This is a genomic window from Rhizobium sp. LC145 (assembly GCF_001005825.1).
In the GTDB taxonomy this organism is placed as follows: domain Bacteria; phylum Pseudomonadota; class Alphaproteobacteria; order Rhizobiales; family Rhizobiaceae; genus Neorhizobium.
In genome coordinates, this window is the sequence record NZ_LBHV01000001.1 from 540161 (window position 1) to 555468 (window position 15308).

Below are 15308 nucleotides of genomic sequence, written 5' to 3' on the forward strand. Positions count from 1 at the left end.
AAGATAGGACCGTATGGGGCAGGATCATATCCGTTACGACATTCTGGCGCAGGACGCTTTGCGCGGCGTCATCCGCAAGGTTTTGGCGGAGGTCGCGGCAACCGGTCGCCTGCCCGGAGACCATCACTTCTTCATCACCTTCCTGACCGGCGCGCCGGGCGTGCGCATTTCCCAGCACCTGAAAGCGAAATATCCCGAGCAGATGACCATCGTCGTCCAGCACCAGTTCTGGGACCTCAAGGTAACCGATACCATGTTCGAGATCGGACTTTCCTTCTCGGATACGCCCGAACGTCTCGCCATCCCCTTCAATGCCATTCGCGGCTTCTACGACCCGTCCGTGAACTTCGAGCTCGAGTTCGAAGTGCCGCTGTCGGAAGAGGACGATGCATCGGCCGAAATCACCGCCATTCCGGTCGAAGCCGCGCCGCGCGCGGTCGAGGCACCGGAAGCCGCCCCCAGCGAAGAGAAGAAGCCTGGCTCAGTCGTCTCGCTCGATTCCTTCCGCAAGAAGCATTGATCCCAAGAGGTCTCATGACCGGCCAAGTCGTCAATCTCCGCCAGTTCCGAAAGAACAAGGCGCGCAGCGAAAAGGAAAAGCAGGCGGAGCAGAACCGCCTCGCTTTCGGTCGCGGCAAGGCGGAGAAGACCCTGACCCGCGCGCTCAACGAAAAGGCGGAAAAGACGCTGGACCAGGGTCGGCTGGAAAAGCCGCTCGACGAAGATTGACGGCCTGTGCGGCCGCCGCGCGGCCTTGAAGCCGAATTCCTGACCGCTCCATGCACTCCTAATGGAGCCTCCGCATGATCCGAAAACACTCAACCACGCTGCATGGTCATCGCACCAGCTTCACCCTCGAGGACGAGTTCTGGCAGGAGCTGCGGCTGATCGCCGAGGAGCGGAACATCAGCCTTGCGGCGCTCATTGCCGAAATCGACGACGGCCGCGCAGCGGAGAGCAATCTCTCCTCGGCGCTCCGCGTCCACGTGTTTCACCGGCTCAAGAACAAACTTTCCTAGGGGCTGGCCAACCGGACCCGGTAATTGCGCAATCCCTGGCGCTGGCCCTCGCTCTCAATCAGCGCTTCGCCGATGAGATGTTGCAGCCGGGAATGAATGAACATGTCGCTCAGTCCGTTTCGGGGGTCACATTTCCCCATCACATCGCCTGCGACCCGCGCCGCAAGGCGCCATTCGGCTGAGCAATTTTCCAGTATGAAGGCATCGTGAACCGACAGATCGCGGAAACGCAGATGTCCGGACCCGTCGCATTCCCGCAAGAGCTCCGGCCGAACGGCGATCGCCTCGAATTCCGCGGCAAGGCGGCGACGGTCGCCCTCCGGGACAACAGTTGCGTCCCTCGCAAAACCGATCAGCGACTGCGGCGTATGGACGGCAACAGCGTGCAAACCGTGCCGCGGCGGCACCGGAATATGCATCAGGGTTGCCCCCGTATCCGCAAGCCGATGGCAGGCCATCCGCAGGAAAACATAGTCCGCCCCGCTGCCGCTTGCCCAGATCAACACGCGATGCGGCCCTCCGGAAATCACCTGCTCGCGCAATATCCGCCACGGAGCAAAGACATCCTCTTCCCCGTGCATCGTTAAATCCAGATCATCATCGCCATATCCCTTGGAAAGGCCCTGCCAAAACAGAAACCGCTCCCTTTCGCTGGCGAGGGGACCGAGTCTCAGATCATCCATGATGCAGTGCACGTCGCCCGACAAACCAAGGCGTTCGACGGCATATTTCAAGCTGCCGGCGGCACTTGGCGAAGTAACGACGTGAAAATCAGTCATGGCAAACCCGCTATTGAACGCCCGGCAGGCTCTGGAACGCTGAATTTCCGAGCGGCGGCAGGCTCTCCCGGATGACGTCCTCGGTGGGAGGCACGCTCAGAACGGGTGCCGACGGCTGATTTCCTTGCGTTTCCCGCTGTCGGCGCTGTTCGGCGAGAACGGCTTGCCGGCGCGTTTCGGCTTCCGCCTGCCTTCTGGCTTCGGCTTCCTGCCGCGCACGCTCTTCGGCCTCCGCCTTCTGGCGGGCCGCCTCACGCTCCGCCGCCTGGAAATTATAAAGCGCGACCTCGCGGCGAAGGCGCTGCTTTTCCAACACGCTCGCCTGTAGCGCCTCCACGCGCCGCCGTTCACGTTCGAAGGCGCGCTGCGACAGGAAATTCGTGAGCGGCGCGGCATCGATCGTCTTTTTAGGCGCGGCAAGATCGCCGGAATAGACGAGCCGCACCGTCGGATCTCCGCCCGCGATGGCTTCATCTCCGGCGTCATATGTGATCGCGAGACTGCCCTGGAGCGCCTCTTTCAGGAGATCGACGCGGACATCCCCCATCAGCTTCGCCGGACCGGTCGAGGCCGCGACGTTCTGTGCCCGGAGTTCGCCATCGGTGATGGTGAAGGGAATGGCGACCTGACCAAGATTGGCGGAGCCCTTGTGCACGACCTTCGATAGCAGAGGCAGGACCTTCGCTTCCGTCACCTCCCCCTCGAGCTTGTCGATCTCGGCGGAGAGCGGCGGCAGGGCATTCGGATTGATGCCCTCGACTGCAAGGTCGGAGAGCCGTATCTCGCCGGAGCCTCCGGCCGAATCCACGAGTTCGGCAACACTCTTTCCCGTCACCTCCGCCGAAAGATCGAGCCCCAGCTTGCCGCTTGCGATCGGCACTTCGTCAAGGTTCCAGACCAGTGGCGTAAGATCGGCGTCCTCCAGGTGGATTTTCGTCTGGAAGATACCGGCGCCTTCGCCGTTCGACATCATCATGCGGCCCGAAACCCTGCCGCCCTGCCACGTCCCGTTTCCGTCCTCGATCGTGACACCGCCATTCTTGTGCACGAGCTTCGCGGAAAAATCATCGATCCTGCCGGCCATGCCCGCCCAGAAGGCCTTGGCCTTCACGTTTAGGCTCACATCGGCGTCGCCGAAGATCGGCCGGCCGAAATCCCTTGCCGAAAAGGCACCGCTCTCGGGTTCGGTCAAAGGCCCGTAGACGGCTTCGCCAAGCCAAGCCAAATCGAGCGTATCGAAGTCGAGCGATCCGGATGCGGGATAGCCCGGTAGAGTGCGATCGATGTTCAGCTCGCCTGAAAAGGCGCTGCCGGCGGCCTCGCCGTTCACGCCCGTCAGATTCACGGTCTGCGGGGTCACGGCCACGTCTCCCGCAAACCGGAGCGGCAGGCCCGAGCCGAATTGCGGCAGGCCGATGCCCGTCATCAGCAGATAGGGTTCGAGATCGGCGCTCCGCAGATCCACATGCGCCCTTCCCTCACCGAAACCACCCGCCTTCAGATCGACATCGCCCTTGGCCGAAAGCTGCGTGCGCTCCGTGCGGAAAGAAAAGTCGGCGGCGGCAGGCCCTTCTCCCTGCTGACGGAGATCGAGTTCCAGACGGCCGGCGCCATCGCCCTCAAAAGGCAGCGGATCGAAACCCGCCTGGCCGAGAAGAATCGACGGCGTCGGATTGTCGAGCCTAGCCTTGACGGAAAAATCCGGCCCGCCGGTGAGATCGAAGATGCGTGGCAGTTCCAGATCCGCGGAAAGCCTGCTCCCGTTCATGGCGCCCGTCACCACCGCGGAAATGCCGCTTCGTCCGGCCCCGCCGATCGTCAGGTCGGCGGAAAGATCGGTATCGGCGAACCAGGCGGAATTGCGCGCCAGCTTTTGCAGGGCGGGATGCGGCGGCAGGCGGTCGCGCAGCATTGCGAGGAAACGGCCGGGATTTGCCGCCTTCAGAGTGACGGTCGCATTGCCGAGATAGGAGAGCAGAGAGCCTTCCGCCTTGCCGCGGGCATTGATCGTCGCCCCCTCCAGGCTGCCGACCGTCAGCCGTTCCAGCGACAGTGCGCCTTCCGAAAGCGTGAAGACGGTATCGACCTTTTCCGCCGCCACGCCGAAGGCGGTGAACCGGTCGGCTTTCAGATTGGCGGCGATGCGGTGGTCGAGCACGGCCTGACCGGCATCGTCGCCCGTCATCAGCGAGGCGAGCGCCCGCATGGCATCGATATCGATCTCGTTGCCCGAAAGATCGAGCGTCAGCGCGGGTACGGCGTTCGACTGCGACTGCCGTTCGACGCTGCCTTTCAGCGTCGCCGGGCCGATCGCCAGCTCGAGGTCGTCGAACCGCTGCAGTTCCGGCGTCAGATTGACCTTCGCCGAGAAACCCGCAGTGCGCAATTGCCGGATGGCCGGGTCCACCTGGCCGGAAAGCCAGTCCGCGAGACCCGAAGGCTGGGTCGAGGCGAGCAGGAGATCGCCCACGAAGGAGGGCCGGCCGGCCAGTGTCAGCAGGCCCTTGCCTTCGACCTGCGTGCGTCCCGGCAAGGTCGCCACCACATTGTCGACGGTCCAGCCCTGGCCGGCGGGGCGGATATCGAGACGGATGTCGCGGATGGTCGTATCGTCGGCGACGATCGCCGGCAGGCGAAGCGTCGCCTTGCCGGGCATCTGCGGAACGGGAATGCGGGCTGCAAGCTCGATGAAGGCGTTGATGCGGCGATTGGCGGAGGCGGCCGCATACCGGCCTGTCTTGCCCCGATTGCCGTTGCCGAGGCGGTCGACATCGATCTGCTGGCCCTCCGCGGTCAACAGGAATTCCGGCTTTTCGCCGGTATCCAGCGTCGCCTCGCCGGTCACGACGTAAGGGTCGTCCGGAGCGCCTGCCTCCAAGCGGTATTCCGGGATGCGGAAGCGCTCGTTGGTGAGTTCGAAACCACCCTTGACGCGTGGCCCCGGAGGCGGCGGTTCCACGGGCTCGGTCTCGTCTTCCTCCTGCAGAAAGCCGAAGGTGAAATTGCCGCGGTATAGCGGCTTGTTGTCGGCAATCGCCAGCTCGCCGTCGAGATTGACTTCGACCGGCTGCGCCTCCGGCCATAGGCGCAGCCGAAGCGGAAGCCGGGCCGCCGCGCGGTCGATCTCGCCGCTCGCCAGCGTGAAGCGCGCGCCATGGCCATCAAGGATCGCGGCGCCCTCGCCCCGCCAGGGACCGGTGAGCCTTTCAGCCGACATATCGGCCGAAAGCCCGGTGAGGCGGCGCGACTTGCCGGTCTGCTCGTCGATCAAGTCGATCGCGCCATCGGTGATGTGCACATCCTCGATGACGACGGTGCGGGCCGGGATCGCCGGGCGGCTGCCGCGCATCCAATCGAGCGTGCCGTCCTGCAATACGCGAATGCGCGCCTTCGGCTCCTCAATGCGCATGTCGAAAATACGCGCCTCGCCCGACAGGAAAGGCGCAAGCTCCATATCCATCGAGAACCGGGCGACCTGAACCAGCGGCTGGCCGTCGGTATCGGTTCCGACCCTCACATCATGCAGGGTGACGGAGGGAAACGGCAGGATACGCGCATCGACGGAGCCGTGGACGGAGACCTTCTTGCCGAGGATGCGGCTCGCCTGCTCCTCGAAGGCGACGCGAAAGCTCGACCAATCCACGAAGAACGGAGCGAGCAGCGCGGTGAAAAGCGCCACCACGACAAGTCCGCCGATTGCAAGCATGATGCGTTGAAGCACCGTCCCCGTTTCCTTCCGTTCCGTTCGCCTCACATAATCTCAACGGCAATCGCGTTTTCTTGTCACCCTAGTGCGTTTCACCACGAAATGAAAAGGTCGAAAGACCGCTGGCAGGTCACGCTTGCGGGAGCCCTCCTTAAAGAGGCCGCAGGATCTTGCCGGGATTGAAGATATTGTCGGGATCGAGCCCTTTCTTGATGGAACGCATCAGCCCCAGCGCACCGCCGAGTTCCTCTTCCAGGAAAGCCATCTTGCCCTGGCCAATGCCGTGCTCGCCGGTGCAGGTGCCATCCATGGCGAGAGCGCGGCGATTGAGGCGTTCCGTGAAAGCCTCGACCTTCGCGACGGAAGACGGGTCCTTGCCGTCAAAAAGGATGAGCACGTGGAAATTGCCGTCACCCGCATGGCCGACGATCGGCGCGAGCAAGCCCTCACGGGCGATATCGGCCTGGGTCTCGGCCACGCATTCGGCAAGCCGCGAGATCGGCACGCAGACATCGGTGGAAAGCCCGTCGAGATGCGGCGCCAGCGCCCGGCTCGCCCAATAGGCATCGTGTCGGGCCTTCCAGAGCTTGGTGCGCTCCTCGGCATTGTCGGTCCAGCGGAACTCGTCGCCGCCGCATTCGGCCGCGATTTCGGAAAACTGGGCGGATTGCAGCGCCACGGTCTCCTCGGTGCCGTGGAATTCCAGGAAAAGCGTCGGCTTTTCCGGGTAGCTGAGGCCGGAATAGGCATTGCAGGCGCGTATCTGCACGTCATCCAGCAGTTCGATGCGGGCGATGGGAATGCCCATCTGGATGGTCATGATGACGGCATCGCAGGCGGCCTGGAGGGTCGGAAAGGCGCAGACGCCGCCGCCAATCTTTTCGGGAATGCCCTGCAGGCGCAGCGTCACCGAGGTGATGACACCGAGCGTGCCTTCGGAGCCGACGAAAAGGCGGGTGAGATCATAGCCGGCGGAGGACTTCTTCGCGCGGCGGGCGGTGCGGACCTCCTCGCCATCGGCGGTGACGACCGTCAGCGACAGGACATTGTCCTTCATCGTGCCGTAGCGAACCGCATTGGTGCCGGAAGCGCGGGTCGCCACCATGCCGCCGATCGAGGCGTTGGCGCCCGGATCGATCGGGAAGAAGAGGCCGGTATCGCGCAGCTCCCGGTTCAGCTCCTCACGGGTGATGCCCGGCTCGACGGTGACGTCGAGATCGGCGGGGCTGATGCTGAGCACGCGGTTCATGCGGCTGAAATCGATGGAGATGCCGCCGGAGGGCGCATTGACCTGCCCTTCGAGCGAAGAGCCCGTGCCGAAGGGAATGACGGGCACGCGATGGCTCGCACAGGCCTTCACCACCGTCTTCACGTCCTCGGAACTTTCGACGAAGACGACGCCGTCCGGCAGTTGCGACGGCAGATAAGTGGCGGTGTGGGCATGCTGTTCGCGGAAGGACCGGCCGGTCTGGAAGCGCTCGCCGAAGGCCTGCTTCAAGATGCCGAGGACCGCGGCAATCCCCTCCTCATTGCGAACTCCCGTTCTCACATCCTTCACAGCCATCGACCAATCTCCCTGCAACTGACGAGGACTGGTTAGGCGACGGTTTTCGCTTTGTCCACCCTCGTCCTCGGGTCAGGCCCGAGGAGGACGACCCGAGTATTGAACGGTTTCCTCGAAGGCCCGAGGGTGACGAGTGGACGGACTCCTCTCTTGGTGCTGCAGCGGTTTTCTTTTCGTCATCCTCGGACAAGCGAAGCGCGATCCGAGGACGGCCGGGACACGTCGTGTGCCTCGTATTGAATTTTATAGGTGACACGCGACGTGTCCCGTTCGGTGTGTTTTTCCGCGCAACTCCGGTCCCTCTGCGGCGGCCCATATGTTGTTGATTATTAGCCGGGCCGGGTTGTGTGCGACACACGCACGCCCCGCCGTTTCTCAGGCGAGAGGGAGACCATTTTCTGCGCAGCCCCTAACTGCCCGCCTGCATCAACGGCGGATCGAAAGGGCACCGGCCCCATCTCGCCGGCGATGCTTGACCGGTGCAGCCGAAACAGGACAGGGACAGTATGAGGCAAAGTTGGAGAGCGGGGATGAAGGAGGATGAAAATTTCTTCGCGGGCGGCTGTTTTCTCCGTCATCCCTGTGCTTGTCACAGGGATCCAGCGCGCCCAAGTCCTTGGGCGCAAAAGACAGTTTGCCATTCAGAGAAGCCAGGGAGAAATGTCCTCCCATTCCGGATTGACGCTTTCGATCAGATTGAGCTTCCACGCTCTCGGCCATTTCTTGATGGTCTTTTCCCGCCGGATGGCATCCACCACCAGATCATGGATTTCGAACCAGACGAGCGTCTTGACGCCATAGCGGCTGGTGAAGCCCGGCGTCAGCTCATTCTGATGTTCATAGAGCCGCCCCGGCAGATCGCTGGTCACGCCGGTATAGAGCGTGCCGTTCCGTTTCGATGCCAGGATGTAGACATAGCCACAGCGCATGAGGCGATGATTGCATGACGTCTACATGCACGTAAAGGTTTAATTCGAACTCGTTGGTAAGGCAAAGCAGCCACCCAGCCGGACGATTGCTCAAAGAGTCCTCTCGCCGTGCAGACGCACGGCGGCTGGATTCCTGTGACAAGCACAGGAATGACGGGAGGATGTAGTGCCGGCGTGCCCCACTTACTCGCCGGGTATATCTCAAACGAAAACACCTACTCCGCCGCAAGCAGCGGGCGCTCGTCCTCGTCCAGCTTGCGGGCGCGGGCCGCATTGGCGAGTTCCTGATGAAGCCGATGCTCATCATGGGCGTGCGGGGTGGCGAAGCGAGCAATCAGGAGATAGGCGACCGGGGTGATGAAGAGCGTCACCAGCGTGGCGAAGCCGAGGCCGCCGACAATGACCCAGCCGAGCGCGATGCGCGCTTCGGCGCCAGCCCCCTGGGCCAGCACCAGCGGCACGCCGCCGATGACGGTCGCGATCATCGTCATCATGACCGGGCGAAGGCGGATGGAGCAGGCCTTCTCGATCGCCTCGCGAACGCTCGCGCCGTGATCGCGAAGCTGGTTGGCGAATTCCACGATCAGGATGCCGTTTTTGGCCATGACGCCCACCAGGAGCACGAGGCCGATCTGGCTGTAGACGTTGAGGCTCGAGCCGGTGACCACCAGCGCGATCGCGGCGCAGGCGAGCCCGAGCGGAACGGTGGACATGATGATGATCGAGGAAAGCACGCTTTCGAACTGCGCGGCCAGCACCAGGAAGATGATGGCGATCGCGAAGCCGAAGGTCATCAGCATGGCGTTCGAATTCTCGCCCAGCGTCTTGGCTTCGGCGAGCGGCATCAGCCTGGAGCCCGGCGGCAACAGCGGCTCGGCAAGTGCCGTCACCTCGTTGACCGCTTGGCCGAGCGAAACACCGTCGCGAAGGCCTGCGGAAATCGAGACGGAAGCGAGCTGCTGTTCGCGGTTGAGCTGCGGGGCGACCGCGTTTTCCTTCAACGTCGCAATCGTCGACATCGGCACGATCTTGCCGTCGCCCGTCTTCAGGAAGATGTTTTCGAGATCGGTCGGATCGTCGATCGGCCGCGTGGTGGAGGTGAGCTTCACCGGCAGCGCGTCGCCGCCGACGAAGACATCCACGACAGACCGGCCCTCCAGCAGCGATTGAAGCGCGGTCGAGAGCCCCGTGATATCGATGCCGAGATCGGAGGCACGCTCGCGATCGATCGTGACGGAGAGCTGCGCCTGGGTCGGCTCGTTGGTGAGGCGCGGCGTATCGAAGAGCTGCGTATCCTCCATCTCGCGCACGAGCTGCTGCGCAGCCGCCGTCAGCTTTTCATAGTCGTGACCGACCAGCGCCATCTGCAGGCCGTTGCCGGCGCCGCGGATGCGCAGGCTGTTCGATTGCATGGCAAAGCCGCGCAGTGCCGGCACTCGCTGGGCGGCCGCATTGATGTCGGCGACGATCTGATCCTGCGTGCGGTCGCGCTCGTCCCAGGGCGCGAGTGTCAGCACCATGAAGCCGCTGTTCTTGTTGCTGCCGAAACCGGAAATCGAGAAAATATTCTGGATCTCGCCCGAATCCACCAGCGGCTTCAGGTTCTCCTCGACACGCTGAAGCTGGTCGCGCGTGTAATCCAGGCTGACGCCCTGCGGAGCCGTGGCCCGCATCATCACCATGGAACGATCCTCGCGCGGCGTGATCTCGCTCTTGACCAGACCGAAGACGTTATAGGCGGCGACCGAGAAGAGCACCGCAACGACGATGACGACGAGCGGAGCGTTCAGGCAGGAGTGCAGCGCCGAGGCATAGAGGCGGGCGAACTTCTGGCCGAACCAATGCAGCGGCCCGTGCTTTTCCTTGATCGGCTTTACCAGCATGCGCGAGGCCAGCATCGGGCAAAGGGTCAGCGCGGTGATGGAAGACAGCGCGACGGCAAAGGCGAGCACGAAGCCGAATTCCTTGAACAGGCCACCGATCTGGCCGGGCAGGAAGGAGAGCGGAATGAACACGGCCGCCAGCGTCGCCGTGGTGGCGATGACGGCGAAGAAGACTTCCTGGGTGCCGAGGACGGCCGCGGCACGCGGCCCCATGCCCTCCGACCGCCGCCGGACGATGTTTTCCAAGACAACGATCGCATCGTCCACCACAAGGCCGGTCGCCAGCACGATCGCCAGCAGCGTGAGGATGTTGATCGAGAAGCCGACCAGATACATCGCGATCAGGGTGCCGATCAGCGCCACGGGCATGGTGAGCGCCGGAATGAGCGTCGCGCGCCAATCCCGCAGGAAGAGGTAGATGACGACGACGACGACGGTCGCCGAGAGCAGGAGGGCGATCTCCACCTCGTGCAGCGCGCCCTCGATGAAGACGGCGTCGTTGCTGGTGACCGCAATCCGCGTGCCCTCGGGAAGGATCGACTGCATCTCGGCGACGGCGGTCTTGACGCCTTCGGAAATGTTCAGCGTGTTCGACTGGGCCTGGCGGATGATGCCGAGGCCGACGCCCTGCACGCCGTTCGAGCGCAGCACCGTCGTGCCGTCGTCCGGACCGAGGCTCACGGTCGCGACGTCGCGCAGGCGCACGTTGGGACTGATGAGGACGTTTTCGAAATCATGTGGCGTGGTGAGGTTGGCGGTGGCGCGCACCACGATGTCCTGCGTCGTGCTCTTCAGTGAGCCGGCCGGAACGTCGAGGGCCGCACTTTCGAGCGCATTCGAGACATCGCCCACCGTCAGCCCGCGGCCGGCGAGTGCCGCCTGGTTCACGTCGACGCGGAAGACCTTCTCCTGGTCGCCGTAAAGCTCGACATCGGCCACGCCCTCGACCGCCGCCAGACGGTCGACGATCTCGTTGTCGACGAGCTGGGTCAGGTCGTCCATCGAAAGTTTGCTGGAGGTGACGGCAAGCCGCATGATGGCTTCGGAATCGGAATCCGCTTTCACGATGCGGGGATCGTCGGCGTCATCCGGCAGCTGGTTGGTGATGCGGCCGATCGCATCACGCGTGTCGTTGGCGGCTTCCGAAAGATCGACGGAATCGGAGAATTCCAGCGTCACGCGGCTGGAGCCGAACTGCGACTGCGAGGAAATCGCCTTCAGGCCGCTGACGCGCGCCACCGCCCCCTCGATGACCTGGGTCACCTCCTGGTCCATGGTCTGCGGCGATGCGCCGTCGTAATTGGTGCGCACCGTGATGACGGGCTGATCGACATCCGGCAGCTCGCGGACCTCAATGCCGAAGAGCGCGGCAAGTCCGGCGACCACGAGCAGCGTGTTGAGCACCGCCGCGAGAATCGGGCGGCGGACGAAGAGCGCAGTGAAGGTCTGGCTGGATTTCTCCTCGCCCGGGATCGGGCCGGTCGGGGGAACCTCTATCTTCATTGGCTCGCCACCTCCGCCGATGCCGGGGCTCCGAGAACGCGGACCGCGCCGCCTTCACGCACGCGCTGCAGGCCTTCCACCACGACGGGATCGCCCTCCTTCAACGCGGCCTCCACGAGGACCGAATCCGGATTGCGCTGGATGATGCGCACGCGGGCCTTCACCGACTTGCCGTCCTGGACCTGCCAGACATAGGAGCCCTCGCCATCCCACTGGACGGCCAGCGGATCGACCGTGGGATAGGTCTCGCCGGGGAAGCGCATGGAGACACTGAAGGACATGCCGGCGCGCAGCTCGTCTTCGGCATTATCGACGCGGGCGCGGATGCGCATGGTGCGGCTCGCGGCATCGACACGGTTGTCGATCGACTCGACCGCGCCGGAGAAGACTTTGCCCGGACGGGCGATCGAGGTCGCCTCCACCGGCAGGCCGGCGGTAACGGCAGTCGCAAACCGTTCCGGGGCCCAGAAATCGACGAGGATGGCGGAACGGTCGTCGATCGTCACTATGTTGGTCTGGGTGGTGACGTTGTCGCCGATATTGACCGCGACGATGCCGGTAATGCCGTCGATCGGCGCGGTGATATCGCGGCGCTTCAGGTTGAGCTCGGCGGTGGCAAGGGCGAGCTTGGCCGACTGCTCGGCGATCTGCGCATCCAGGACGTCGAGGCGGGAGACCGACCGGAGATTTCTGTAGGAGGCGGATTTTTCCGTGGCGCTCTGCAGCGTCACCCGCGCCTTGTCGCGCTCGATGATCTGCTCGTCATCGTCGAGGCGGGCGAGAACCTGGCCCTTCTTAACCTTCTCGCCGGAGCGGACCATGATCTCCGAGATGGTTCCGATGGACTGCGGCATGACGACGACCGACTGGATGGCCTCGCCGCTGCCGATCGCGGAGAAGCGGTCGTTGACGGTGCCGGTCGCAACGGGACGGATCGCCACCGTGGTCGCGCGGTTTCCACCGCCCTGCCCTGCACCTTGGGTCCCACCCTGACGCGGTGCGTCGGGCTCGTTCTCCGGCGAGGCAGCCTGACCGCCTTGTTCCGGACGGATAGCGGCAACCACCTGGCCCGGCACGCCGATCTTCGCCAAAATCCCCCCGGCGCTCGGCACCAGGAAAACCCAGAGACAGAGCGCTCCGGCAAGTATAGCCATGCCGAGTACAAGCTGTTTCCAAATCCGCATTCAGTTCTCCGGGTCGGGCGCGCGCAAAAGCCTTGATTTTCCGGCCAAGTATCCATTTTTGCGGGCGCGCAGGCAATGGCGGATCGACAACCTTACGGAAATGTAATTTACCCGTGAAAAGTCCAGGGTCGGACGACCTACGAGAGTCCGGAAGCAGTCTCTCCACAATTTAGCCGCTCCTTGTGGAGAGATTGGGAATAAAAGAGGAACATTTTCTAGCCTTTCAGGCTCGAATCACTACATTGGCCGCATGACTAACAGTTTCGACGACATCCCGTTCTTCGACGAGGAACCCGCGCCGCGCAAAAATCCCGAGCCGGCGGCCGGCGGCCTCGGCATCGCCGCCCGCGCCATGGCGGCCCGCGACCAGCGCCGCGCCGCGCCGGATTATCTCTCCGGTCTCAACCCGGAACAGCGCGAAGCGGTGGAGACGCTGGACGGGCCCGTATTGGTGCTCGCCGGCGCCGGTACTGGCAAGACGCGCGTGCTGACCACCCGCATCGCCCATATCCTCGCCACCGGCCGCGCCTTCCCTTCACAGATGCTGGCCGTCACCTTCACCAACAAGGCGGCGCGCGAGATGAAGGAGCGCATCGGCGTGCTCGTCGGCGGCGCGGTCGAAGGCATGCCCTGGCTCGGCACCTTCCACTCGATCGGCGTCAAGCTTTTGCGCCGGCATGCGGAGCTCGCGGGGCTTCGCTCCGATTTCACCATTCTCGACACGGACGACGTGATCCGGCTCATCAAGCAGCTCATCCAGGCCGAGGGGTTGGACGACAAGCGCTGGCCCGCCCGTCAGTTCGCCGGCATGATCGACGGCTGGAAGAACAAGGGGCTCTTGCCGAAGGACATTCCGGAGGGAGACGCGCGGGCGTTTGCCAACGGCAAGGGACGCGAACTCTACGCCGCCTACCAGGCGCGGCTCAAAAGCCTCAATGCCTGTGATTTCGGCGATCTGCTGCTGCATCCGATCGCGATCTTCCGCCAGAACCCGGACGTGCTGAAGGACTATCACGACAGGTTCCGCTACATCCTGGTGGACGAATATCAGGACACCAACACGGCGCAGTACATGTGGCTGAGGCTGCTCGCGCAACGGCCGAAGGGCGTGGCCCAAAACGTCTGCTGCGTCGGCGACGACGACCAGTCGATCTACGGCTGGCGCGGCGCGGAGGTGGACAACATCCTGCGCTTCGAGAAGGATTTTCCGGGCGCCAAGGTCATCAAGCTGGAGCGCAACTACCGCTCCACCGAGCACATTCTCGGCGCGGCCGGCCATCTGATCGCCCATAACGAGGGCCGGCTCGGCAAGACGCTCTTCACCGACCGGGTCGATCCGGACGACGAGAAGGTGATCGTGCACGCCGCCTGGGACTCGGAAGAAGAGGCCCGCGCCGTCGGCGAGGAGATCGAGCGGCTGCAGCGGGGCGACGGCAATGGCAATAGCGGCGGCAAGAAGCACGCCCTGAACGACATGGCGATCCTGGTGCGCGCCTCGTTCCAGATGCGCGAATTCGAAGACCGATTCGTGACGCTCGGCCTCAACTACCGCGTCATCGGCGGTCCGCGCTTCTACGAGCGGCTCGAAATCCGCGACGCCATGGCCTATTTCCGCCTGACCTGCCAGCCGGCCGACGACCTCGCCTTCGAGCGGATCGTCAATACGCCGAAGCGTGGGCTGGGCGATACCACGGTGCGCTATCTGCACGACTATGCCCGTGCCCGCGACATCCCGATGCTGGCAGCGGCTTCCGAAATCATAGAGACGGACGAGCTGAAGCCGAAGGCGCGCAAGGCCCTGTTCGACCTCGTGCAAAACTTCAGGAACTGGCAGCAAAAGCTTGAAGCAGTTACTCATCTAGAGCTTGCCGAGCAGATCCTCGAAGAGTCCGGCTATACCGACATGTGGAAGAACGACAAATCGGCGGAAGCACCGGGACGGCTCGAAAACCTGAAAGAACTCATCCGTTCCATGGAGGCTTTCGAGAGCATGCGCGGCTTCCTCGAACACGTCTCGCTGGTGATGGAGGCGGAGCAGAACGAGGACATGGATGCGGTCTCGATCATGACGCTGCATTCGGCCAAGGGGCTGGAATTCGACACGGTCTTCCTGCCCGGCTGGGAAGAAGGCCTCTTTCCGCACCAGCGGGCGCTGGACGAAGGCGGGCGTTCGGGGCTCGAAGAGGAGCGGCGGCTGGCCTATGTGGGCATCACCCGCGCCAAGCACCGCTGCCATATCTGGTTCGTCTCGAACCGCCGCATCCACGGGCTCTGGCAATCCACCATGCCCTCACGGTTCCTCGACGAGCTGCCGCCCTCCCATGTGGAGGTCGCCGCCTCCGACAACAGTTACGGCGGTTATGGTGGGCGCGGCGGCTATGGCCAATCGCGTTTCGACAAGGCGGAACCGTTCGCCAACAGCTATTCGACGCCCGGCTGGCGGCGCGCTCAAGCGAACCGCACGGATGCCACCCGCGACAATTGGGGCACCCGCTCTGGCCATGCGGTGGAGCGGATCGGCTATGGCGAGAGCGGCCCGCGCGGGCGCACGATCGAAGGCGAGCTCGTGGCGAAATCCGTGGCCGACACGCCGTCCAAATTCTCCATCGGCGACCGGGTGTTCCACATCAAGTTCGGCAACGGCAATATCTCGGCCATCGAGGGCAACAAGCTCACCATCGATTTCGACAAGGCCGGCCAGAAGCGGGTGCTGGACGGGTTTGTGGAGAGGGTCTGATAGG

The 15308-nt window shown here is 63.7% G+C and carries 10 protein-coding genes; 4 read left to right on the plus strand and 6 right to left on the minus strand.

The genetic code is table 11. The annotated features are described in order from the left end of the window. Window positions 1–13 precede the first annotated feature (13 nt). From YH62_RS02780 to YH62_RS02790, 3 genes are all read left to right on the plus strand, one after another. Window positions 14–520 carry an SspB family protein gene (locus YH62_RS02780; protein WP_046792609.1) on the plus strand — a complete coding sequence of 169 codons (507 nt, stop codon included), beginning with the start codon at window positions 14–16 and terminating at the stop codon, window positions 518–520. Between the two features lie 14 nt (window positions 521–534). Continuing rightward, window positions 535–729: a DUF4169 family protein gene (locus YH62_RS02785; RefSeq protein ID WP_046792610.1), complete on the plus strand. Its 195-nt coding sequence runs from the start codon at window positions 535–537 to the stop codon at window positions 727–729. A 74-nt stretch (window positions 730–803) separates the two neighbouring features. Beyond that, complete coding sequence (locus YH62_RS02790) at window positions 804–1019, plus strand: ribbon-helix-helix domain-containing protein (protein ID WP_046792611.1); 216 nt, start codon at window positions 804–806, stop codon at window positions 1017–1019. Here YH62_RS02790 and YH62_RS02795 read toward each other — a convergent pair. The 6 genes from YH62_RS02795 to YH62_RS02820 all read right to left on the minus strand — a co-directional run bounded on the left by YH62_RS02795 (window position 1016) and on the right by YH62_RS02820 (window position 12567). Further along, entirely contained in the window at window positions 1016–1798 is a 783-nt protein-coding gene (locus YH62_RS02795) for a DUF3658 domain-containing protein (RefSeq protein WP_082118216.1), read from the minus strand. The genes YH62_RS02790 and YH62_RS02795 overlap by 4 nt on opposite strands. 10 nt (window positions 1799–1808) lie before the next feature. Beyond that, a complete protein-coding gene (locus YH62_RS02800; RefSeq protein WP_046792613.1) occupies window positions 1809–5519 on the minus strand; it encodes an AsmA family protein in 3711 nt (1236 codons plus the stop codon). Window positions 5520–5655: 136 nt separating this feature from the next. Then, window positions 5656–7068, minus strand: a complete 1413-nt coding sequence (locus YH62_RS02805) for an FAD-linked oxidase C-terminal domain-containing protein (RefSeq protein ID WP_046792614.1) — start codon at window positions 7066–7068, stop codon at window positions 5656–5658. A gap of 641 nt (window positions 7069–7709) precedes the next feature. Then, window positions 7710–7997 carry a GIY-YIG nuclease family protein gene (locus tag YH62_RS02810; RefSeq protein ID WP_046792615.1) on the minus strand — a complete coding sequence of 96 codons (288 nt, stop codon included), beginning with the start codon at window positions 7995–7997 and terminating at the stop codon, window positions 7710–7712. A gap of 215 nt (window positions 7998–8212) precedes the next feature. After that, a complete protein-coding gene (locus tag YH62_RS02815; RefSeq protein WP_046792616.1) occupies window positions 8213–11383 on the minus strand; it encodes an efflux RND transporter permease subunit in 3171 nt (1056 codons plus the stop codon). Further along, window positions 11380–12567 (minus strand): efflux RND transporter periplasmic adaptor subunit, encoded by a 1188-nt coding sequence (locus YH62_RS02820; protein WP_046792617.1) that lies wholly within the window; start codon window positions 12565–12567, stop codon window positions 11380–11382. The genes YH62_RS02815 and YH62_RS02820 overlap by 4 nt, the downstream gene beginning before the upstream one ends. Before the next feature lie 250 nt (window positions 12568–12817). Here YH62_RS02820 and YH62_RS02825 point away from each other — a divergent pair, with 250 nt between their 5' ends. Next, a complete protein-coding gene (locus YH62_RS02825) occupies window positions 12818–15304 on the plus strand; it encodes a UvrD-helicase domain-containing protein (RefSeq protein WP_046792618.1) in 2487 nt (828 codons plus the stop codon). Window positions 15305–15308 lie beyond the last annotated feature (4 nt).